General features: G+C 23.6%; 23 protein-coding genes. 17 read left to right on the forward strand and 6 right to left on the reverse strand.

Annotation, left to right across the window (positions count from 1 at the left end; all coding sequences use genetic code 11):
* The first annotated feature begins 12 nt into the window (after positions 1-12).
* The 13 genes from pseB (at position 13) to ABXT65_RS00785 (ending at position 12,204) form a co-directional block, all read left to right on the forward strand.
* Positions 13-1,008: a UDP-N-acetylglucosamine 4,6-dehydratase (inverting) gene (gene pseB / locus ABXT65_RS00725; protein WP_415323592.1), complete on the forward strand. Its 996-nt coding sequence runs from the start codon at positions 13-15 to the stop codon at positions 1,006-1,008.
* Positions 1,001-2,749: an LIC12162 family transferase gene (locus tag ABXT65_RS00730; RefSeq protein WP_415323593.1), complete on the forward strand. Its 1,749-nt coding sequence runs from the start codon at positions 1,001-1,003 to the stop codon at positions 2,747-2,749. Before pseB ends, ABXT65_RS00730 begins: the two co-directional genes overlap by 8 nt.
* Positions 2,750-2,751: 2 nt before the next feature.
* The gene (locus ABXT65_RS00735; protein WP_415323594.1) at positions 2,752-2,925 is read left to right on the forward strand and encodes a hypothetical protein; all 174 of its coding nucleotides are present in this window, start codon (positions 2,752-2,754) and stop codon (positions 2,923-2,925) included.
* Positions 2,926-2,931: 6 nt separating this feature from the next.
* A complete protein-coding gene (locus ABXT65_RS00740) occupies positions 2,932-3,645 on the forward strand; it encodes a class I SAM-dependent methyltransferase (RefSeq protein ID WP_415323595.1) in 714 nt (237 codons plus the stop codon).
* A 96-nt stretch (positions 3,646-3,741) separates the two neighbouring features.
* Entirely contained in the window at positions 3,742-4,950 is a 1,209-nt protein-coding gene (locus ABXT65_RS00745; protein WP_415323596.1) for a glycosyltransferase family 4 protein, read from the forward strand.
* Positions 4,951-4,986: 36 nt separating this feature from the next.
* Positions 4,987-6,042 carry a CDP-glucose 4,6-dehydratase gene (gene rfbG, locus ABXT65_RS00750; RefSeq protein ID WP_415323597.1) on the forward strand — a complete coding sequence of 352 codons (1,056 nt, stop codon included), beginning with the start codon at positions 4,987-4,989 and terminating at the stop codon, positions 6,040-6,042.
* Between the two features lie 4 nt (positions 6,043-6,046).
* Positions 6,047-6,418 carry a hypothetical protein gene (locus tag ABXT65_RS00755; protein ID WP_415323598.1) on the forward strand — a complete coding sequence of 124 codons (372 nt, stop codon included), beginning with the start codon at positions 6,047-6,049 and terminating at the stop codon, positions 6,416-6,418.
* Positions 6,415-7,095 (forward strand): sugar phosphate nucleotidyltransferase, encoded by a 681-nt coding sequence (locus ABXT65_RS00760; RefSeq protein ID WP_415323599.1) that lies wholly within the window; start codon positions 6,415-6,417, stop codon positions 7,093-7,095. The genes ABXT65_RS00755 and ABXT65_RS00760 overlap by 4 nt, the downstream gene beginning before the upstream one ends.
* 26 nt (positions 7,096-7,121) lie before the next feature.
* Positions 7,122-8,018 carry a glycosyltransferase family 2 protein gene (locus tag ABXT65_RS00765; protein ID WP_415323600.1) on the forward strand — a complete coding sequence of 299 codons (897 nt, stop codon included), beginning with the start codon at positions 7,122-7,124 and terminating at the stop codon, positions 8,016-8,018.
* 36 nt (positions 8,019-8,054) lie between these two features.
* The gene (locus tag ABXT65_RS00770; protein ID WP_415323601.1) at positions 8,055-9,029 is read left to right on the forward strand and encodes a DegT/DnrJ/EryC1/StrS family aminotransferase; all 975 of its coding nucleotides are present in this window, start codon (positions 8,055-8,057) and stop codon (positions 9,027-9,029) included.
* On the forward strand, positions 9,026-10,141 hold the full coding sequence (locus ABXT65_RS00775) for a GNAT family N-acetyltransferase (protein WP_415323602.1): 1,116 nt from the start codon (positions 9,026-9,028) through the stop codon (positions 10,139-10,141). Before ABXT65_RS00770 ends, ABXT65_RS00775 begins: the two co-directional genes overlap by 4 nt.
* Before the next feature lie 193 nt (positions 10,142-10,334).
* Positions 10,335-10,994, forward strand: coding sequence for a polysaccharide deacetylase family protein (locus ABXT65_RS00780; protein ID WP_415323603.1), 660 nt, complete (start codon positions 10,335-10,337; stop codon positions 10,992-10,994).
* A gap of 85 nt (positions 10,995-11,079) precedes the next feature.
* The gene (locus ABXT65_RS00785) at positions 11,080-12,204 is read left to right on the forward strand and encodes a glycosyltransferase family 4 protein (protein ID WP_415323604.1); all 1,125 of its coding nucleotides are present in this window, start codon (positions 11,080-11,082) and stop codon (positions 12,202-12,204) included.
* Between the two features lie 5 nt (positions 12,205-12,209).
* Here the strand turns inward: ABXT65_RS00785 and ABXT65_RS00790 are convergent, their stop codons facing one another.
* From ABXT65_RS00790 to ABXT65_RS00800, 3 genes are read right to left on the reverse strand one after another with little or no spacing between them, the layout of a single operon-like run.
* On the reverse strand, positions 12,210-13,928 hold the full coding sequence (locus ABXT65_RS00790; RefSeq protein ID WP_415323605.1) for a carbamoyltransferase: 1,719 nt from the start codon (positions 13,926-13,928) through the stop codon (positions 12,210-12,212).
* A gap of 17 nt (positions 13,929-13,945) precedes the next feature.
* A complete protein-coding gene (locus tag ABXT65_RS00795) occupies positions 13,946-14,833 on the reverse strand; it encodes a hypothetical protein (RefSeq protein WP_415323606.1) in 888 nt (295 codons plus the stop codon).
* The gene (locus tag ABXT65_RS00800; RefSeq protein WP_415323607.1) at positions 14,826-16,304 is read right to left on the reverse strand and encodes a glycosyltransferase; all 1,479 of its coding nucleotides are present in this window, start codon (positions 16,302-16,304) and stop codon (positions 14,826-14,828) included. The genes ABXT65_RS00795 and ABXT65_RS00800 overlap by 8 nt, the downstream gene beginning before the upstream one ends.
* A gap of 53 nt (positions 16,305-16,357) precedes the next feature.
* On the opposite strand from ABXT65_RS00800, the gene gmd reads away from it, so the two are divergent.
* Both gmd and ABXT65_RS00810 read left to right on the forward strand, forming a co-directional pair.
* Positions 16,358-17,431, forward strand: a complete 1,074-nt coding sequence (gene gmd, locus ABXT65_RS00805; protein WP_415324195.1) for a GDP-mannose 4,6-dehydratase — start codon at positions 16,358-16,360, stop codon at positions 17,429-17,431.
* Between the two features lies 1 nt (position 17,432).
* A complete protein-coding gene (locus ABXT65_RS00810) occupies positions 17,433-18,368 on the forward strand; it encodes a GDP-L-fucose synthase family protein (RefSeq protein ID WP_415323608.1) in 936 nt (311 codons plus the stop codon).
* Between the two features lie 9 nt (positions 18,369-18,377).
* Here ABXT65_RS00810 and ABXT65_RS00815 read toward each other — a convergent pair whose 3' ends face one another.
* The 3 genes from ABXT65_RS00815 to ABXT65_RS00825 are packed head-to-tail and all read right to left on the reverse strand — an operon-like array spanning position 18,378 to position 22,079.
* Complete coding sequence (locus tag ABXT65_RS00815) at positions 18,378-19,382, reverse strand: hypothetical protein (protein ID WP_415323609.1); 1,005 nt, start codon at positions 19,380-19,382, stop codon at positions 18,378-18,380.
* 1 nt (position 19,383) lies between these two features.
* A complete protein-coding gene (locus ABXT65_RS00820) occupies positions 19,384-20,706 on the reverse strand; it encodes a hypothetical protein (protein ID WP_415323610.1) in 1,323 nt (440 codons plus the stop codon).
* A 38-nt stretch (positions 20,707-20,744) separates the two neighbouring features.
* Positions 20,745-22,079 (reverse strand): O-antigen ligase family protein, encoded by a 1,335-nt coding sequence (locus ABXT65_RS00825; protein ID WP_415323611.1) that lies wholly within the window; start codon positions 22,077-22,079, stop codon positions 20,745-20,747.
* Positions 22,080-22,202: 123 nt separating this feature from the next.
* Between ABXT65_RS00825 and ABXT65_RS00830 the strand changes: the two genes are divergently transcribed.
* Positions 22,203-23,210, forward strand: coding sequence for an NAD-dependent epimerase/dehydratase family protein (locus ABXT65_RS00830; RefSeq protein ID WP_415323612.1), 1,008 nt, complete (start codon positions 22,203-22,205; stop codon positions 23,208-23,210).
* 14 nt (positions 23,211-23,224) lie between these two features.
* Positions 23,225-24,103 carry a hypothetical protein gene (locus ABXT65_RS00835; protein ID WP_415323613.1) on the forward strand — a complete coding sequence of 293 codons (879 nt, stop codon included), beginning with the start codon at positions 23,225-23,227 and terminating at the stop codon, positions 24,101-24,103.
* Positions 24,104-24,105 lie beyond the last annotated feature (2 nt).

Raw genomic sequence — 24,105 nt, forward strand, 5'->3', positions numbered from 1 at the left:
AAATAGTATTTTATGGTTAACAATTCATCTTATTTAATCACAGGCGGAACAGGAAGTTTTGGTCAAGAATTTCTTAGATATTTATTAGATGTTGTTAAGGTAAAAAAAAAAATAATTATTTTTAGTCGTGATGAATTTAAACAGTTTGAAATGAAAAAAAGATTTTGCCCATTAAAATATCAAAATTTAAGATATTTCATTGGTGATGTAAGGGATAAAAATAGATTAGATAGAGCATTTGCAGGAGTAGATATTATAGTTCATGCAGCCGCACTGAAACAGGTGGACGTGGGGGAATATAACCCAACAGAGTTTATTAATACAAATATAATAGGTGCACAAAATATTATCGAGGCATCAATTTCACATAAAGTTAAAAAAATATTAGCTTTATCGACAGACAAAGCTGCAGCCCCTATAAATCTTTATGGGGCCACTAAATTATGTAGTGATAAATTATTTGTAAGCTCGAATCTATATTCTGGAAAAAAATTTCAGGCTTCTGTAGTTCGTTATGGAAATGTTTTTCGATCAAGAGGATCAGTCATCCCGTTATTTCAAAAACAAAAGAACGATAAATATTTTACAATCACACATAAAGATATGACAAGATTTAACATTTCAATTGCAGAAGCAGCTAAGAAAGTTTTTTGGTATCTTAAAAATAGCATTGGAGGTGAAATTTTTGTGCCGAAATTAAGCTCCTACAAAATTTTGGATGTAGCAAAGGCAATAAACCCTAAGAATAAAATTAGATATATAGGAATAAGACCTGGTGAAAAAATTCACGAAGAGTTGGTTACATCAAATGATGCTTTTAATACAATAGAGTATAAAAATGGATATATAATATTACCAACTTTTGAACTGCATGGTTTAAAAAAATACATTTCTCACTACAAGGCTAAACCGGTAAAAGAAAATTTTCAATATGCTTCCAATTCAACTAATAAATATCTTTCGATACTAGAATTGAAAAAACTTATTGAAAATAACTTAAATGAGTAAGATTACTAAAGTGGCAACTAAAAAAAAATTATTTTTGTTACCTGAAATTGATTTTTTTCCATTAGATAAAATAAATAAAGATTTTTTTTTTTCAGAAAAATTAAACAAAACACAAAAAAAAAATATAATAAAAAATCAAATTATATTTAAAAAATTTTTAAAAAAACTTTCTAAAGAATTGAATAAAATACACAATGTAAATTATTCTGAAAGATTTTGGAATATATTAATGGGGCATTGGCTTGAGGCTTATATAAATACAATATATAGACAGTATACAAATATAAAATACTGCATAGATCATAAATACAAAAAAAAAAATATAGTAAAAATAAAAAATTTCAACTTTACTATTCATGGTACAGAGGATTTTTATTGGATAACAAACAACTATGATTGGAATCAAAAAATTTTCATACACATTAATAACAAACTAAATAAAAATAAAATTAGTGAAAAAAAAATAGACATTAGTAGCAAAAATTTTGAAATAAAAAAAAATCCAATAAAATATAGATTTAAATTTAGAAGTTATTTGAAAATTATATACAATTATATATGTGAAGTATTTACTAGTAATTATGAACCTTTAATCATCGGGACATGTCTAAATAAAGTAGATGATTTTTTTTTAAAACTGAATTTTTCTATACTGCCAAAATATTGGCTCAATCGAAATTTTATACGAGTTAAGAAGGATAAAAAAATGAGAGAAATGTTTAAGAGCGCCTTTAAGTATAAAAATAAAAATATATTGGAAGGTATATTATGTAATCTAATTCATGAAAATATACCCACATGTTTATTAGAGGGATTTAAGAAAAACTTATCTCATGCTAAATCACTACCGTGGCCTAAGCATCCTAAATTTATATTTACTAGTAATAATTTTTGCACAGATGAGATTTTTAAATTGTACACAGCAATGAGATGTGAGGAAAATATTAAATATTTTGTTGGCCAACATGGAAATATTTATGGCACTCATTTGGAAGCGAAAAATATTACAGAAATTGTAACCTCAGATAAATTTTTAAGTTGGGGCTGGAAGGATGACAAGAAAATAATCCCAACGTATATGTTCTCAAAATCTAAAACGAAAATTGCAAAATCTAATAATGATAAAATTTTATTTATAGTAAAGCCACATCTTCATAATATAATTACATATAATATTTACGGTAATATGATTTTTAAATTAAAAAAAAACATAGAACTTATCAATAATTTAGATGATGAAATTAAAAAAAAAATAAGTATAAGAATTTTACCCAGTCAAACAAAACCCGAATTTAAGAATTTTTTTATTAAAAATAATTTATTTTTTTTAGATCAAGAATATTACTTTCAAAAATATATTAAAAATATAAGGTTTGATAGAAGGAATATTAAACTAGAAGATACTTTTAAAGATTATGGCTTAATAATACATAGTTATGATGGAACAAGCTTTAATGAGACCATGTATCACAATATTCCATCTTTGGGAATTTGGTATTCAAAATTGGATAATTATAATGTCAATACAAAAAAAATATATAAAGATTTACAAAAAAATAAAGTTATTCATTTCAACAATAATAGTATAATTAAATTCTTAAATAACAAAGAAAATCAAGATATATTGAGTTGGTGGAATAATGAAAAAGTAAAAAAATCAATTAATAATTATCAAAAAAATTATGCAAACAATAACATTCAAAATATCAAATTATCAAAAATTTTAAATAAATTAATATAAATATGGAAAAAATATTTTTCAAGCCAATTGACCCAAATAAAACAAATCTGATAAGTTTTGAAGATTTGCAATTATTTAAGAACAAGTTAGTAAAACTTTCAAAAATAATAGATAAAAAAGAAATGTCAGACCCGATGTTATTTTGTGTAGAAAAAGTGAAAGAAGTTAATATTTAATTTTTGATGATCGAAAAAAAGATAAAATCAATACTATACAAGATTAAAAAACTTTTTTTTAACGTGTTTTTAATTAAAAAATCTAACAACGATACTATTTTTGAAAAAATTTATAAGAAAAATTATTGGGGTTCGGCCGAGTCTATTTCTGGACCCGGTTCTGATTTAATAAATACTCAAAATATTCGAATTGAGTTACCAAAGATTATATCAAAATATAAAATTCAAAAGGTTATAGATGTACCTTGTGGAGATTTTAATTGGATGAAATTAGTTGTAGATCAATCTGATATTGATTATTTAGGGTGTGACATCGTAGAAGAGTTGATTAATTTAAATAAAAAACTTTATTCATCAAATAAAGTAAATTTTTCCAAACTTAATTTAATGAAGGATCAGTTGCCAGATTCTGATTTACTAATATGTAGGGCACTTTTTTATCACCTTGATTTTTTTAGTATAAAAAAAATTTTAGAAAATTTTAAAAGATCTAATATAAAATATGTTTTATTAACAAACTCTCCAAACCTAGAAAATTTTATTAATAAAGATATAATTAATGGACAATTCAGAGATCTTGATTTATTTAAAGCACCATTACTCTTTCCAAGTAACTATTTATATAAATTTGAAGATATACGCAATTCTGATACAAATATAATTGAACAAGAAATGATACTATGGAAAATGGACGAGTTACTTAATAATATAAACTTATAAACTTAAAATAAACCATTTTAACAAAATTCAATAAATAAAATTTTTCTCAGGTATCTTTTAGAAGAATATACATTATTATTTAAACCAATTAAAATAATGAAAATCGCATATTTTGTAGAAAATTATAAAAGAGGTGGTGTAGATACTTTCATAAAAAATCTCACTTCAAAAAAAATATCTAATGATATTTTTTATTTGATTTATAATAAAAATAATCCAGGCATTAACTACATAAAGAAGAAATCTGTAAATATAAGATATTTACATTATTCGATTTTTTCATGGGATAAACTTTTTAATAAAAAGATGAATTATATTAGTTTATTTATTTGTAAGACAATTTACTCAATTTTATTCCCATTAACTTTTTGTTATCAAATTTTTAGATTAGTAGTTTTTTTTAAAAAAAATAATTTTGATAAATTGATGGTTATCAATGGGGGGTATCCAGGTGGAGATATTTGCCTTGCAGCCACTATTGCTTGGTTACAAATTAACCCAAAAAATAAACCATGGATAAATTTTCATAATTTTGCTTTAAAAAAATATAAATTTTTTTTGTTAGATTTTTATAAAAACCAAATTGATAAAATTATTTCAAGCTCGATAATGGGGTTTATATCGGTCTCAAAAATTTGTACATTAAGTATTAAATCCAGAAAATATTTAAAAAAGAATAAACTTTTTACAATTTATAATGGTCACTATTTTGATAGAAATAATAAAAAATACTCAATTAAAAAAAATTTCGATTTACCTCAAAATTCCAAAATATTATTAATGTTAGCTGAATATGACTTACGTAAAGGGCATGAATACATTATCAAAGCAATGGAAAAGATTATTGCATCAAAAAAAAATGTATTTTTATTTATATATGGATATGGAGATAAAAGTTTAATAGAAGGGCTAGTTTTAAAATCACCTTCAAATAAAAATATATTCCTTAATGATTTTGAGGAAAATAGTGCTAGTTTAATTTCTGGATGTGATTTAATGGTCATACCATCTCAACAGTATGAGTCATTTGGATATACAGCAATTGAAGCTATGAGCCTAAAAAAGGTCGTTGTCGCAACTAATTCAGGAGGTCTACCAGAAGTAATAGATGACAAATCAACGGGGTATTTAGTGAGCAAAAATAAACCAAATCTTTTTGCAAAAAAAATATTATATTTACTTGATAATTCAACAACTCTAAAAAAAATGGCCAACAAATCATATCTTACGTATAAGAAACGTTTCACCAACGTACAGATGATAAAAAATTATAATAATTTAATCAAACACAATAGAATTAAGTGATTTAATTGTTTAAATGTAGTATGAAAATAATTTAATATGGACTTCTATAAAATCTACCAAAATAAAAAAATTTTAGTTACAGGTGCCACAGGGTTTAAAGGTGCATGGCTGTGTTTATGGTTGCATATTTTAGGTGCTAAAGTTTTTGCAATTGGATATTCACCAAATAAAAATAAAAATTTATTTTATTCCCTTAATCTTCATAAAAAAATAAAAATTAATATATTAGATATTAGAGACAAAAAAAAATTAACTTTATATGTTTATAAAATTAAACCACAGTTTATCTTTCACTTAGCAGCTCAACCATTAATTTTAGAAGGTTATAAAGAGCCTTATAAAACATATGAAATTAATACACTTGGAACACTTAATATCCTTGAAATATCAAGAAAATCTAAATTTGTTAGATCTTTAATTTGTGTAACTTCAGACAAATGTTATGAAAGTAATTCATCAACAACTGGATTTAAAGAGACAGACAGGCTGGGAGGAGTGGATCCTTATAGTGGTTCTAAAGCTGCAGCAGAAATTATTATTAAAACCTATATTGAAAGTTTTCAAAAAAAACAAAAAATATTAGGCATTGCAAGTGCAAGAGCTGGAAATGTAATGGGTGGAGGAGACAAATCACAGAACAGATTAATTCCAGATATAGTAAATTCTTTGTATAAAAAAAATAAAATTTTTATAAGAAATCCAAATTTTAATAGACCTTGGCAACATGTAATAGATCCCTTATATGGTTATTTAATTTTAGGTGCTAATCTTTATAAAGATCCAAAAAAATACTCAGGTGCATGGAACTTTGGTACTGAAAAAAATACAGTAACTTCCGTTTTAACAATAGTTAGATATGCAATAAAAAATTGGGGGTGGGGAGAAGTTACAATAAAGAAACAGAAACAATTCTACGAACAGACTAATCTGCAATTAAATATAGAAAAAACTAAAAAAATTCTTAAATGGAAGCCTAAATATAAAATCAAAGACAGTGTTAAACTGACTATAGAATGGTATAAAAAAGTTTTAAATAAAACAACTACAGCAGAAGAAATAACAAAGAAGCAAATTCTTGATTATATGAAATGATTTTGTGAATAAAGCTTTTTATAAAATACAAAAAATTCCAATAATAAAGAATCCTAAGGGTAATCTATATAAAGTAATATCAAAAAATCATGATTTTTTTAATAAATTTGGAGAACTTTATTTTACAGAAATTTATCCGAAAAAATTTAAAGGGTGGAAGTATCATGAAAAGAGAACTCAAATTATTACAGTTTTAAAAGGAAAAGTAAGATTTTTTTTAAAAAAAAAAATCAATGATAAACCAAAGGTTATTGATATTGAATTTCCTGATAAATTAAAATTATTAAAAATAGAACCAAAAACACATTACAGCTTTGAATGCATCTCACGAAGTAAAAGTATGATAATTAATTTAATAAATGAAGTTGTAAAATGAAACTTGTAATATTAGCAGGTGGGAAAGGAACAAGACTATCTGAATATACAAAAAAAATCCCAAAGCCAATGGTACCTATTAAAAAAAAACCAATATTGTGCCATATCATTGATCATTACCGAAAATATGCTGTAAAAGATGTAATCATTGCAACAGGTTACAAGCATAAGATAATTCAAAATTATTTTAAGAAAAATATCTATAACGATATGAATATAAGAATAGTTAATACAGGACTAAACACATTGACAGGATTGAGAGTTAAAAAATTACAAAAGTTTTTTTTGAAAGGAGAAAATTTTTATCTAACTTACGGAGATGGTGTAAGTAATGTTAATATCAATAAATTGTTAAAATTTCATATAAAGCATAAAAAAATAGCCACCTTAACAGCTGTTAGGCCGCCTGCTAGATTTGGTGAAGTAGAAATAAAAAAAAGTAAAATTATTACTTTTGAAGAAAAACCACAATTAACAAGAGGTTGGATAAATGGGGGTTTTTTTGTTTTCAATTATAAATTATTTAATTTTTTAAATAATAAAAATAGCATGTTAGAAAGAGGAGCTATCCAAAAAATAATTAATAAAAAAAACTTTATGGCTTATCAGCATAATGGATTCTGGATGTGCATGGATACATCAAGAGATAAAGAATTATTAGAAAAAATCATTAAATAATTATGCAAAAATTAGTTAGCATAATAATGAACTGTTATAACGGAGAAACATTTTTAAGATCTTCATTAAATAGTATTCAAAAACAAAAATATCAAAATTTTGAATTGATATTCTATGATAATTGCTCCATTGATAATAGCAAAAAAATATTTAAAAGTTATGAAGATAAAAGATTTAAATATTTTTCGACAAAAAAAAAAATTCCACTTGGAAAAGCACGCTACAATTCATTAAAAAAGGTAAATGGAGAGTATTTTTTATTTTGTGACAGTGATGATTATTTAATGCCTGAAAAAATTTTATATCAAATTAAATTATTTAAAAATAAAAATATAGCTGCTGTTTTTAGTAACTCATTATTTATATCTAAATTAAATACAAGAAAATTATATAATAATAAAATAAAACAAGGTAAAATTTTTTATGATTTAATCGAAAATTATTATATCAGCTTTGACACAGTAATATTCAAAAAAAGTTTAGTATTAAAATTAAATCAAACATTAGATAAAAAATTTGATTTAATACATGATTTAGATTTAATTATAAGACTTAGTAAAATCTATGAAATCAAATATTGCAACAAAGTTTTATCGAAATGGAGAGCGCATTTTAATAGCACTAGTAATAATGCTTATGAAAAGTTTGCTAATGAAAAGGAACAATTTATAAAAAAGATTGTCAGAATGTACCCGAAAGATAAAAAATTGAAAAAAAAAATTTATAATTTCAATCAAAAAAAAATAATTGAGGTTTGTACGGGGTATGTATTATCAGGTCAAAAAAATAAAATGAAGTTATTGATGAAAGAAATTGATGATAATTTATATAAGATAATCTTCAGAATATTATATTATTTACCTTTTGGCAGTTTTATGATGAAAAAAATAATTTACTTTAATAAAATGTATTTATTAAAGTAATAATAAGTTTTTAAATTTATTAAATAATTAAACTAAATGAAGCCAATATTTTTTACAAAAGGGAGACATGCACTTGTATATGGTTTAAAAAATTTAAACCTTAAAAAAAATGATGAATTAATGTTACCAACCCTCATATGTGATGTTGTAATTGAAGAAATTAAAATCTTGGGAATAAAGCCAGTCTATTACAATATAAACAATAAATTTGATGCAGACTGGAAAGACATTAAAAAAAAATTTTCAACGAAAATTAAAGGAATTATTATGGTTCATTTTTTTGGTAAACCACAAATGATTCTCAAGTACAGAAACTTTTGTAAAAGTAATAAAATTTATTTAATTGAAGATAATTGTCATGGATTTAATGGGTTAAAGCCATTAGGAAAAATTGGTAAATATAGCGACATAGTTATTACATCTCCAAATAAAATTATTAAGGAAATAGATAATGGTGGTGTTTTATTTATTAAAAAAGAAAAAAAATTAGAAAATAGAAATTACATTTCATTATCAAGATATAAAAAAAATATTTATCATAAATTTAAAGACCAAGTAAAAAAAATAAAATTTATTAAAAAATTATATAGATATATTTTTAATAGACCTGACTATGAAGATATAAATATTTCAAAAATTAAGAATAAATTAGATCTTCGTTTAGATAAGTACACAGAAAATAATATCAAAAATTTTTCTTTTAAAAAAGAAAAAGCTCTTAGAATATCGAGATTTAATTTATGGAAAAATACCCTTAACAAATTTAATATAAAACCATATTTTGAATATAATGATTCTGATAATTATATTTTATGGTATTTTGTTGCTAAGATAGAAAATTATCACCTAAGAAAGAAATTTTATGACTGGGGTTGGAAAAATACTATTGATATTGTATCTTGGCCAAGTTTTCCCAAAGAGTTTAAAAAAAACAACCTAACATTTAAATTTTCAAGAAGGTTCGTTTTATTTCCTTTAAATCAAGATTTTAAAGATATTGACTTATTATGAAAAATTTTAACCTTACAATTTATAATGAATTTACAAATGAATTAGTAAACACTTGGAAAAATTTTGAAAAAGAATCAGACAACTATTATTTTCAAAATCTAGATTGGCAAAAATTTTGGTTTCAACAAATGATTAAATACAAGAAACAAAAATTTTCTGTCCATATTATTGTTGTTAAAAATGATAACGATATTCTATTTATTTTACCTATGTGTGTTAATAAATTTTTAAATGTAAAAATACTGACATGGTCAGGTTTCCCATTTTCTGACTATAATTCCCCATTAATTAAAAAAGATCTTAATATTAATGAAGATGATTTCTACCAGATTTGGAAACTTATTTTAAGTAACAAAGAATTATTTAATTGTGTTAATTTAACTAATCAACCAGAATTCATTAATAATACTCATAATCCTTTTTTCAAATATTTGAATACAGTTACGACTACAAACTATTTTGGAATATCTTTAAATAAAATCGATCATATTAATGATCTGGTAAAAAAAAGTGTAAAATCTGACTTACGATACCAAAAGAATAGATTAAATAAAATTGGGAATCTATCTTTTAATTTAGCAAAAAAACAAAGTGATATAAAAAAAATTGTAAGATTTATTCTTATGAATAAGAGTATGCAATATCAAAGAACAGATGGCTGGAATTTATTTGATATTAACGTCTATAAAAAAATCTTTATAAAATTTAATTTAAAATTAAAATCAAATTTATATTTATCATATTTGTCATTAAACGATACTATAATAGCTGCTCACTCAGGATATATTTATAATAACAGATGTTATTATCTGTTCCCTACTTATGACACAAATTTTAAAAAATTCTCACCTGGAAAAATTTTACTTAGTGAATTAGTTAATGATTGTAAAAATAACAATTTAAATTATTTTGACTTAACCATAGGTTCTGAAGGTTATAAAAAAAAATGGTCAAATAGCATAATGAAATCATGCTCGACGCTAAAATCTACTAAATTTAATGGTTTTGTTTATATCTTATTTATTAAGGTCAAAATGTATATAAAGTTTAAAAATCTCAGTAATAATTATTTAACTAAAATTTTTAGAAAATTAAAAAAAAATGTTACTTAACCACAAATCACTCAAAAATTATGAGGGATTTATTTTTTTCCTGTCAAAATTTTATAAATTTTTTAAGCGTAATGATATTCGAGTATTAATATATCACCATATTGAGAAACAAAATTACAAGTTATTTTATAATCAGCTAAAATTAATTAAAAAGGAATGGAATTTTATCTCTCCAGCACAGTTTGAAGCCCACATGAATGGAAAACAAAAATTAAAAGGCAAAAATATTCTTCTTACATTTGATGATGGATTTAATTCAAATTTTTTGATTGCTGAAAAGATATTAAAAAAATTAAAGATCAAAGCTATCTTTTTTGTACCTAGTGATTTCATAAAAATTAATTCTTCTTCAAAAGCAAGAATTTTTATAAAAAAAAATATTTTAGATCAAATTTTACCGAGTGATTTTAACTTTGTAAAAAATATAAATACTACAAATTTAAAAAAATTAATTAAAAATGGACATTTAATCGGTGCTCATACCAAAACTCATGCAAATCTCGCCTTAATTTCTGACAATAGAAAATTAAAAAATGAAATTATAAATAGTGCTCATAATTTAGAAAAATTATTGAAAATTAAAATTAAACATTTTGCTTTTACTTATGGAAATTATGAAAGCATAAGTAAAAAGTCTCTTAAATTAGCCTTAGCTCAATATCAGTTTATTTATTCATCTTTACGAGGCAATAATTTTAAAAATTTTAAAAATGATATTATAAAGAGAGATGCAATTTATCTAGAAAAAGGAAATAAACTTTTATCAATTTTCTTATCAGGCATTCTAGACATGAGATATTTTTTTCAGATATCAAATATCAATAAATTTATTAAGAAAATGTATAATAAATAATAAATTCATTCCTTGTTATGATATTAAATAAGTATTTATTATAAACTATATTAATGAATTTAAATAAATTTAAAAAAGAAATAAAATGACCATTGGTATTGATATGGTTGGAACAAGTTTAGAAAGCGGAACTAAAACTTATAATTTAAATTTTCTTAAATACTTAAGTGAGGTAAGGATAAATGAACAAATATATATCTTTATTAGCAAACACTATTTAAGCGAAATATCTGAAATTAATCATCCGAAGATAAAATATATTGTTAAATCTAATTTATTTTCAAATATCTTTTTTAAATTGTTGTGGATGCAATTTTTACTGCCTCTTGAGTTAAAAAAATTAAAAGTTAAAAAATTCTATTCACCAATGAATTTTGGCCCATTATTTTTAGGTTTTTTTAAAATAAAACTTATATTAGCTTTACATTCAAATTTACCATGGATATTTTTCGAAAAAATGCCTGGAAATCTATTTAGAAATTTTCTCACAAAAGTTATCATGGAATTATCTATTCGCGCATGCAACATTTTAATAGTAAATTCAAATTTTGCCAAAAAAGAGATTATAAATTCACTTAACTTAGATGAAAAAAAAGTTTTTGTAATTTATTTAGGTATAGAGTCAAAATATTTAGATATTACAAATTTAGATTATTTAAATAATTTTCATTATAAAAATTATATTTTATCCGTCCTATCATGTGTTAGATATCACAATATAATTAATCTATTAAAAGCTTTTAAATTATTAAAAAAAGAAAAAAAAACTGACTTAACTTATGTAATAGTTCTCCAGGTATTAGATAATAAATATTTTTTAGAAATACAGAATTATATAAAAAATAATTTAAACGAAGGAGAAATTATTTTTTTACATAATTTGAAAAGTAACCATTTAGTTAATCTTTATCGCAAAGCAAATTTTTACTTATTCTCTTCATATTGTGAGGTATTTGGTTTGACTTCATTGGAAGCAATGTCTCAGGGCTGCCCTGTTTTAATTTCAAATAATTCAGCTTTACCGGAGATTAATGGTGACGCTGTTGAGTATTTTGACCCAGACGATGTAATTCAAATTAAAAAAAAGATGAGTGAGATAATTTCTAATAAAAATTATAGGCAAAAATTAATTATGAAAGGAAATATTCATTTTAAAAAATTTAATTGGAAAAAGACATTAGAAGAAACTGTTAAATTACTAAATATATAAATTTATTAATTTTTAATTATAAAAAAATTATTAATAAAGAGTACATCCATATTTGTTCGTAAAAGACAATCAAGTGCTTCATTGGGCTTCATTACGATAGGTTCATTTTCATTAAAAGAAGTATTTAAAAGTATAGGAATACCAGTCAGCTCATGAAATTTTTCAATTAATGCTGTGTATTTAGGATTACTATTATGATCAACCGTTTGATATCTGGCCGTTCCATCAATGTGTGTTATAGCAGGTACTAATTTCTGCTTTTCAGATTTAACATGTGCCAGAGAAGACATATAATTACTGTTAAATGAAGATTCAAACCATTCCTCTTGATATTTTTTTAAAACAGATGGAGCAAATGGTCTAAAAGATTCTCTTCTTTTAATCTTCATGTTAATTATATTTTTCATATCAGGATTTCTTGGGTCAGCTAATATTGAACGATTACCCAATGCTCTTGGACCAAATTCCATTTTATCTTGAAACCAACCTATAACCTTACCTTTAGAGATAAGTTGTGCGGCTAAATTATATAATTCATCATTAGTTTTAGTAATTTTAAAATTAAGTTTATTATTATATAATTTATCATTTAATGTATTTAAAATTTCATCATTTGAAAATGATCTTCCTAAATATGGATTATGTGAATTTTTAATATATTTTGATGAAACAATGTACGCTGCACCTAATGCACCCCCATTATCCCCTGGAGCAAATGGTATGTAAACATTATCAAATAGTTCATTTTTATTTGTTATAAGTAGATTGGCAGTAGAATTTAAAGCACATCCACCGGCGTAAACAAGATTCTTAGAAAATTTTTTTAAAGAAATTTTGTTTAATATCTTTGTAAAGAAAAATTCATATATTTTTTGAACAGATGATGCAAAATCTTTTTTAAATTGATCATTATTATTTGCGTGTTTTAATTCTGTTGAAAATAAATTAATTAAATTTGAATTAAAAATTTGATCAATATGAAGCAAATCTTCAGCAACATATCTAAAATTATGTTTGTGATGATTAAAATAATCTAAATTTAATTGAAATATTAACTTATCATTTTGTTTAAATAAATTATCTTTAATCTTATCAAAATACTTTGGTGTTCCGTAAGCAGCGAGACCCATTACTTTGTACTCATCACCATAATTTTTGAAACCTAAAAATTGTGACATGGCATGATAAAAAATGCCTAATGAGTTAGGAAAATTAGTTTTTTCTATTATATTAATTTTTTTATCTTTGCATTCAGAAATAGCTAAAGTAACAAAATCACCAGACCCATCAATTGAAAGTCCAACAGCATCTTTAAATCCAGAAGGATAAAAAGCAGAAGCAATGTGGGCTAAATGATGTTCAATGTAATGAAATTTTACTTTTTTATTCAAGGTAAATTTCTCAAATAGTAATTTTTTGATATTAATCTTTTTATGTAGTCTTTTTGAAAATGAATTTTCCTTTAATGAAAAATTTTTTATAGCAAAAGCTATTTTAGCTAAAAGATTACTTGATGGCTTAGTGTTAAACGCAAAGTCAGTAATTTCAATATCTCGTTTGTTAGCAATTCGTAAACACTCTTTAATAGATTCTATAGGGTAACCTGAAAAGTGTTTTTTTCTATTTATTCTCTCTTCTTCAATCGCAGCAATTAATTTACCATCTACAATTATACAAGCAGATGAGTCTGCATGGTATGCATTTATTCCGATAATTATTTTCATTTAAATATAGATTTATTTTATTTTTTGAATTTAAAAAAGGAATTTATTTCATTAAAATTTGTAATTATAAATTTTTTTTTAAAGAATTTAGCTTGATTGTAATGTTTTTTATCTATAAGTATTTTTACACCATTTAACAAACACTCTATAGTAAAAATGCTATAAATGTTTTCTCCTGATGCAATTGTAAATTTTGAACATGACTGTAATTTTTGAACATTTTTATTATTTAGATAGCCATAGTTTTTAATATTTTTTATGTTTAATTTATCTCCAATAACGCTAACTTTAAATCCTGAAGATGTTATTCTTTTTATAAAATTATTAGGAAAAAAACTTTCTTTATTTTTATGTTTTCGATAATATAGTAATAAATCAATATTTCTTTTATTTTTACTTAACTTTTTAATATATATATTGTTAATTAAAAAATTAAATTTACTTTTACTTCTTAATTTATAGGATAATTGTTTTTTCAATAAATCTGTTGAAAAAATAATTTCGACAGATCTTAATAATAAAAAAAATTCACTAATTTTATATAATATAGGAAAAAAATATTCTCTAATAAAAAAATTTATCTTGTTCAATTTTGAGTATTTTGCACCTCCTGTAATTGGTCCTAAAATAGTTTTGGGAGGTAATAATATAAAAATAAAAGAATTCCACAGAGGTAGATAATTAATATAAGCTACCTTTTTATTTCTTAAATAACATTTCCAACAATTTAAAATTCCAATAAAGGGAGATAAATATCTGTTATAATTTTTTTTTAGATTTTTATTAAATTTAATTATATAATTATCTTTATCTATTAGGTATTTAACGAATGTTCTTGCTAGCTTTCCCTCTCCAGTATTTTCTGAGTAATCAGATGCCCACAAATATAATATATTTTTAGTCAATTATTTTGAATGATGTTTTTAAGTATTTTTTTAAAATTATTTTACCTTTTATATAATAATAAATAGTTTCTATTAATCTTTTTGTTCTTCTAACCGTATCTGTTCTTAGTCTCCATAAAAATTCAGAGTTTATAAGGAATTTTGGTACCTCTTTTTCTTCACCAGATGCAATTGCGATTGATGCACCTATGCAAATTATTCTATAATTCTTATTAGTTTCAGTTAAATTATAAGCCAACTGTTCTTGTTTTGGTGTGGGCAAGGTTATAAAAACTAATGAATTTTTACTTATTTTTATTTTAATTTTTTTAAGTTCATTAATTGAAGCGTAAGGAAGCTGATCATGAACTATTCTTAATTTAAATTTTTTCTCAAGATATTCTTTAGATTTTTTTGTAATATTTCCAATTATATGGATATTTTTAATATTATTGGGTAATTTTAAATTTCTTAATAACTCTCTACCTGGTTTTTTCTTTGAATTTATATACTTTTCTGCCCATACTCCATCTACCCAATGATATAAATTTCTATAAGGGTACACTTGTCCTGCTGCATAATAACCTAAAAAAGCAAGATTCATTGCTGACAAAATAAAGTTTTCTCCAAATGGAATTTTTTTGAAATTTTCAATTAAATTAAAATTATTTATGTATAATTCTTTTCTATCAAAATGCGTTTGAAAAATCTTCATATCTTGATTAAGTTTTTTTTCATCAAAATTGATATACTGCATAGTTTTTATCGGTAATCTTAATATTATACTAAGTATATCTATTTTTATCATGTTTATATGAAATGATTTTAAAATTTCTTTAGTTGATTTTATATAACTTAAAAAGTTCCTAGTTGAAACTCCCCCCAATCTCATTCTAACAATAGTTTGGTTTATTTTTTTAAATCTAATTTTTTTAATGTAAATTGTTCTTAAAAAAAATTCAAAATCTGAAGCTATTTCTAATTCCTCATTATAAAGTGAATTAGCTTGATACACTTCTTTTTTAATAAATGAAGATGGATGAGGTGGCATTATTCCATAACGCATCTGAAATGTTTTAAAATTAGTTACAGGATAATATCTCTTAATATTATAGTATTGCTTGTTTGCGAAATAAACTACGTTGCCGAAAAAAATTTTTATATCTTTATTTTTATTAATTATTTTTACAACATTATCAATAGTATCGTTTGATTGATAAAAATCATCAGAATTTAATATTGTAATATAATCTCCACTTGATTTTTTAATTCCATAATTAATAGCTTCATAAATTCCAGATTTTTTATAAATGTAGATTTTTTTATTTTTATTTGGATATCTCTTTAGTATCCCCATTGTTTGATCGCTCGATCCTCCATCTACAATTATATGTTCTATATCTTTATTTTTTTGTGATAGAACTGAATTTAATGTATCTCTAATTGTTTGCTCACTATTAAGAGTCACAGTTATTATTGAAATTTTAGTCATTTAAATATTGAAATATATGCCCTTTGATATAATAGTTTAACTATATCATGAAGATTAAAAAAGCCTTAATTACTGGAGTTACTGGTCAAGATGGTTCTTATTTGAGCGAATTTTTACTTAATAAAAACTATATTGTTTATGGAATAAAAAGAAAATCTTCATCATTAAACACAGATAGAATTGACCATATTTATTCTAACAATAAATTTAAAAACAAATTTTTTTTGATTTATGGTGATTTGACTGATGTAAATTCAATTTCGTCAATCATTAGTAAAATTAAACCAGATGAAATTTATAATCTTGCAGCACAAAGTCATGTCGGTGTTAGTTTTGAGTTGCCTTATTACACGGCCCAGGTTAATGCGATAGGGACATTGAATATTCTAGAAGCAATTAGAGCCAATGAACTTCAGTCTAAAACTAGATTTTATCAGGCATCTACTTCAGAACTTTTTGGTGAAATACAAGATAAAAAACAATCAGAAAAAACAAAATTTTATCCAAAGAGCCCATATGCAACCTCTAAACTATTTGGTTATTGGATAACTAAAAATTATAGAGAATCTTATAATATGCATGCCTCAAATGGTATACTTTTTAATCATGAGTCTCCTAGAAGAGGTGAAACTTTTGTTACAAGAAAAATTACAAGAGGAATAAGTAAAATTATTTTAGGAATTGAGGACCATATAAAATTAGGTAATATTTATTCTCTAAGGGATTGGGGCCACGCTAGAGATTATGTTGAGATGTGCTGGAAAATAGTCCAACACAAAAAAGCAGATGACTTTATAGTAGCGACTGGAAAACAACACACGGTAAAAATTTTTATAGAAAAATGCTTTAAATATCTAGATATAAAAATTAAATGGAGTGGTAGTGGAATTAATGAAACTGCTACAATAGTAAAGTATGATCAGGATAGATATCCAAATCTAAAAAAAAATATGAAAGTTATCAAAATAGATAAAAAGTACTTTAGACCAAATGAAGTTGAAAATTTAATTGGTGATTTTTCTAAGTCAAAAAAAACTTTAAATTGGAAGCCCAAAACTTCAATAAACGATTTAATTAAAGAAATGATTGATAGCGACATGAGTGAATCAAAAAAACTATTAAAATAACTTGAAAAAAAAAATATTTATTGCAGGTCAGGATGGAATGGTTGGTTCTGCAATTTTTAAAATCATTAAAAAGCACAAGTTATTTAGTGTAATTAATTGCAATAGAAAAGATTTAGATCTTACTAATCAAAGATTAGTTGACCAATGGTTTAAAAAAAACAATCCTGAAATTGTAATAAATGCTGCTGGTAAAGTAGGGGGTATACTCGATAATTCAACTTATCAATCTGATTATCTTTATACAAATGCAATGATTGGATTAAATTTGATTAACACAAGCTTAAAATACAAAGTTAAACAGTTTATTAATTTGGGGTCAGCTTGTATCTATCCAAAAAATGTTAGCCAACCAATTAAAGAAGACTCATTGTTATCTTCTCAATTAGAAAAATCTAATGAGGGTTATGCAATTGCTAAAATTACCTGTTTAAAATACTGTCAATATTTAAAAGAAAAATATAATAAAAATTATATATCTGTTCAACCTGCCAATTTATATGGCGTTGGAGACAATTTTGATCTCAAGTCTAGTCATGTGTTGCCTGCACTTGTTAAAAAATTTACTTTAGCTAAAGAGAAAAAATTAAAATCAGTGGAAATTTGGGGTTCTGGCAATCAAAAAAGAGAGTTTTTAAATGTTACTGATCTAGCCAATGCAATTTTATTTTTACTAAATAAAAAAATTAAATATGATTATTTGAATATAGGTAGTGGAGAACAAATTTCAATTAAACAACTAGCTATGATTATAAAAAAATTAACTGGTTATAGTGGAAAAATTTTTTTTAATAAAGATTATCCTGATGGTGTTAAAAAAAGAATAGTTGATAGCAAATTAATTAATAAATTAGGATGGAAAGCAAAAATTAAACTTAAAACAGGTCTTAATGAGTATTGTTCTTACTATATTAATAAAGTGATGCCTGAAGAAAAATAAAATACGAAATTATCTGTTCAATTTATAAATAATTAAACTATAACAAAAAATTGTAGCTAAAATTATGAATAATTTATTTATATCTAGTTGAGATAATCCAATTGGTACAATGATGATCAATTGAATAATTATTAAACTTTTAAAATGTGTGAATTTTGAAGATAATAAATGATGTAGATGGGTACGATCAGGTTTAAGTGGATTTTTGTTATTTAAAATTCTTTTAAAAAAAACTCTAATTAAATCTATACCTGGTATAATCATAAAGATAAAAATTTCATCTGCAAATTTAATTTGCCCATTATTATATAGCTTTATAAACATATAGCTGATTAAAAAAGACATTAATAAAGACCCACCATCTCCAAGAAAAGATTTATTTTTATAATTAAGATAAGAGTAAAAAATAAGATAAATTAATAAAATTTTAGATAGATAGGAATTAGTAAAATAAAATAAAATAAAAGAAAAAATACTTATAGAATAAAGGCTTGCTTGCAGATTGATTCCATCAAACATGTTAAATGCATTTAAAAAAACCAAAAAACAAAATAGTGTAAAAAATAAACTAAATTTATTTATATTGATAACCTCATTGTAAAAAGAAATATAGATTGATGAAATAAGAAGATTCTGATCCAAGGTTAAAGTTACAAATATTATTATAAATAATAATAAAAATTTATGGTTAGGAGTTAAATTGTATTTATCATCAAATATGCCTATAAAAAAAATAATAAAAGCAGCAGTCATAAAAATATATAATTCAAAATTGTTATTAAATAAGACTTCACTTAATAAAAGATCTTTATTTAAGGATATTGTTATAAAATAAACTAAAAGATTAATTATTAAAATAATACCACCAGCCAAAGGTGTTGCTTTTAAATGAAATTTCCTTTTCTTGTCTGGTTTATCTAAAATATAATGAAAAAATAATAATTTATCAAAGTTTATAACAAAAAATAAGTTAACTAGAATAAATGGTAATAGTGTTAAGTTTAAAGAAGTCATTCTATTTTAAATGCCCATGTCTTTGCATTAAAATAAAGCCTGTATAGAATAACATTAAATCTACACCAAACAGTGAATAGGAGGTTTCGACTAATGATCTAATTAAAATAATAAGAATAATAAAAAAAGAAAATTGACCAATTAACTCTTTTTTTTTATTAACAAATAAGTATTTTAAAATCTGTATGCCAGATATTAATGATAATATTAGAAAAAATATAAGTCCTATAATCCCCGAAGATACAAAAGTATACATTAAACCATTTGATGCTGTTTGATTAATTAAATATCTATCTCCTTGTACGCCATAACCAAAAAATAAATTATCTTTATAATTAAACTTATCAATAATTTTTTTCCAGTCGTTAATTCTTCCACTAGTAGTCATAACTTGGTTACCTTGAAAAAATCTTATTTTTCTTTTAATAATTTCTATATCAGATATTACAATTTGATTAGGAGAATTAATTCGTATGATATCCTCTTTTATATCTATTGATAATAATGAAAAAAATAATAAAATCGGAATCAGAAAATAAATTAATAAATATTTAAAAAAACTTATTAATGTGTACTTTTCAAGGATTAGATAACTTAAAATTACAAAAATAATTGCTAAACCCATATTGGCCCTACTCTGATACAAAATAATAGATGTACTAAATAAAATTAAAGGGACAATTTGTAAAATTTTTGGCCCAATATATCTTACAGAAAATAATGAATAAATTATTAGGAGTATTAATGCCATACGTGAAGTGCCTGATGATCTTATGTGGCTATCACCAATTAAATAATTAATTCTACCATAAAACAAATGACCACTATTAAGATAACTAAGCAAATCTTGTGTAAAAGACATAAAAAAAACTATTGCTAATAAAATAAAAGTTAAAAAAATTACCAAATATATTTCATCATTTTCAAAATTTAGTATTACAAGATTTAGAATTATTAAAATATTTATTGCAGATAGAACATAAAAAAGATTCCAAAATGAATTAGAAGTATAAAACAAACCTGGAATTTGAGATAAAAAACAAAGTAATGGTATAAAAAAAGTTATATATGGGTTTATATTGTTTTTTTTATATTTAGACATGCTCATAAAAAACATGAAACCTAATATTGGAAAGCAGAATAAATTTAAAGTTATCCTAATAAAATCTATGACCTCTGTTAATGACACACCTTCATTTGGTGTAAATATAAGTATATTAGTATAATGTGTACCAATAGAAACCCAAGAGATTATAAATGATAAAACTAAAATTATTTTATAATAGATCTTTTTTATACTTGATATTTTTTCAATAAGAATCATCAATTGTTATTTGTTAATTTTTTATTATATTGTTATTACTATCTTTTTCTAAAATAGGATTTTTTTTTTAAAAACAACCAAAAACCCAGCATATAAAAAAGTATTAGAGATATCCAATTATTAAAAATATTTCCTGAGGGTATCAAGGGGAATATGCTTACAAGTACACCAAGATTAACAAAATAATATGAAATATTGATCTCAATACTTTTACAGATCTTTATAAAAAATTTGCAGTAAACCAATATCACACAATAAAGTAAATACAGTGCAAGCATAAACCCAAAAATTCCAATATCAGACAATATTTGCAAATAAGTACTATGTGGATGTGTAGAGCATAGCAATGTATTACCTCTTTTGTTTGGAGTTAATTCTTTTAATTTATTTTTTTTCAATTTATGACATTCATGATAAAAAGTTTTAACACCAGATCCAAATAAAAAATTTTCTTCAAAAATTTTTATTGATGTGTAACTGAGATTTTCATGTTCAGCAGAATAAAACTTAAGTGTGGGATTATTATTATTATTTCCCAATCTATTAATATGATTATCATGCATTTGATTGATTGTGAACTTTGTATATTTGTATTTAAGAGCATCATGTGTAAAAAAAAGTAATACGAATACTAAAATTAATGAAGATATTAATTTAATTTTATTTTTACATATAGGAAAATAGGCAAAAGTAATTATAAAAAAAAGAAATAATGCAGTTCTTTCAGAACTTAAAAATACAATTATTCCTGTAAGTAAAAATATACCAATAGCTAAATATTCTTTCTTCTTTTTACTTTTCCAAAATGTTACCGCAAGTGCTAGTGGTAAAAATCTTACTAGATAGCTTCCAAGTTTTTTTTCTTCATTAAAAAAACCTGTAATATGTTTGAAAGCATCTATTGACTTACCTCTCCCAGGCCAATCATAGCCAAATAAATTACTTCCAAAAAAATACTGAATAAGAGCATCAATAGAAACAACCAATAGGGTAAACATTAATGAATATGAAAATATTGTAATAAAAAAATCATATTTCTTTAATAAATAAAAAATAGACAAAGATAATAGAATATATCTAAAATAAAAAAATGAAGCTAAAAATGAATTTTTAAAATATTCTGTAAGAAGTAGACTGGTTAAAATTATTAGGTAAAAAACTACCATAAAAATAATTTCGGTTTTAATTTCTTTAAACAAATAATTTTTTTTCTTAAAAAAAATATAAATTAAAATAATTCCAGCAATAGAGCTAATTAAATCTGCAAAAAATATACTTGTTGCCAAAAGAAAAGGTATCGAGATAATTAGTATCAATAAAAACTTATCGATAAAGTCAATTTTTTCTTTAAAATCTTTGTATAGTTTTTTCATTTAGTTTAATCAATTAGATTTAATATTTGAAAACAGCCCATAAGCCCCCCATATAAAATATATTTATTGCAATATAGTATTATTTTATTTAAATATTATAATTATTATATATACATCTCTCTAATGAAAAAAATATTAATTTGTGGTGCAGGAGGTTTCATCGGAGGTCATCTAGCAAAAAAATTCATTAATGATAAAAATTACCAGTTGGTTTGTGCAGATATTAAACCACTAGAATATTGGTTCCAAACCTTTGATAGCGCCGAAAACCACTGCTTAGACCTTAAGGATTATAATAATACTTTAAAGGTCACAAAAAATGTAGATTATATTTTTAATCTTGCATGCAATATGGGTGGTATGGGCTTTATTGAAAACAATAAAGCGGAGTGCATGCTCTCTGTTTTAATTAATACAAATTTACTGAGAGCTGCAATTAAAAATAAATGTGAAAAATATTTATTTTCTTCAAGTGCATGTGTTTATAACGGATCAAAACAAAATGAAACTTTTATACCGGGTTTAAAAGAGACGGATGCATATCCTGCTGAACCAGAAGATGGATATGGTTGGGAGAAATTGTTTAGTGAGAGAATGTGTAGACATTTTACGGAAGACTTTGGTTTGGAAACAAGAGTCGTAAGATTTCATAATATATACGGGCCAGTCGGAACTTTTGATGGAGGCAGAGAAAAAGCCCCGGCAGCATTATGCAGAAAGATTATTAATGCTAAAAATAAAAATTTAAAAAAGATTGATGTATGGGGTGATGGAGAACAAACAAGAAGCTTTCTTTATATAAGTGACTGCATAGATGGAATGTTAGAGGTTTTTAATAGCAACAGCACCGAAGTTTTTAATATTGGTAGTGAGGAACAAGTATCAATTAATCAAATGATAGACACTATTGAAAATATTGCAGCACATAAAGTGGATAAAAATTATCAACTTGATAAACCATTAGGTGTAAGAGGCAGATCAAGCGACAACAGTTATGTCACTAAAAAAATTGGTTGGAAGCCAAAAACTACACTGAAAGAAGGGCTTGTGAAAACTCATCAGTGGATTAGTCAGCAAATTAGTAGTGGGACAAATATTGATAAGTTTTGCAAAAGCAATATTGAAAAATAACTTTATTTTGATTAATGAAAGCATTGTGGTTAGTTTCTTTTAGACCAATAGGCAAATCTAAAATTAATGATTTGTTCCAAAGTGTTTTTGTAGATTCAATAAAAAATTTAGACTTTGATATAACATTTAGTTTAACTCAATTTGATGAGTCAAATGTTCAAAAGTTTATTCAAGAAAAAAAATTAAAAAGTTTCTATAATAACATTCCAAAAAAAAATCTTCCTGAAGGAAAAAAATATTCAAATAAATTAATGCTAGATAATGCATTAAATCAATTTATATCAAAAGGTGATTTTCAGTATTTAATATTTTCTACAGCAGATATTATTGTGCCTAATAATTTATTTAAGTCACTTTCAGAAATTAGATTGGATGAGTTTTGCGCATTAGTTTATCCTAATACGATGGTTATTAATGGAAAAATAAAAGATACATTTTGGCCACATTATGGAATTGATTTGATTGTTTTTAAAATTTCAAAGGAAAAAGCAGCTGAATTTCAAAAAATAAGTAAAACATATAATCAATATGACTGGGGTGTAATAGAAAATTTTTATATAGCAATAAGCGAAGCACTTAATTTAAAGAAGGTTAATTTATTTAAAAAATTAAGTGTCATAAAATTTGAAAATAAGTTTTCTGAATTTGAGGAAGACAGGTCTTGGCAGATAAAATCTTGGAAAGAAAATCAAAAATATTTTTTAAACTTTTTAGAGCATAATAGTTTGAGTAAGCTATATGCAACAGGATCTTATTATTATTTGCTATTTAAAATATTCAATTTTAGAGATTTAAATTTTAGTTTAGGTCTTACGTACGTGATATTCTATGGTTATAATTTACCTAAAAAAATTATTAATAAATTAAAATATTTTTTTAAAAATTTATTTTAATA

Origin of the sequence: Candidatus Pelagibacter sp. Uisw_127, from assembly GCF_047722515.1 — a bacterium.
Lineage (GTDB): Bacteria > Pseudomonadota > Alphaproteobacteria > Pelagibacterales > Pelagibacteraceae > Pelagibacter.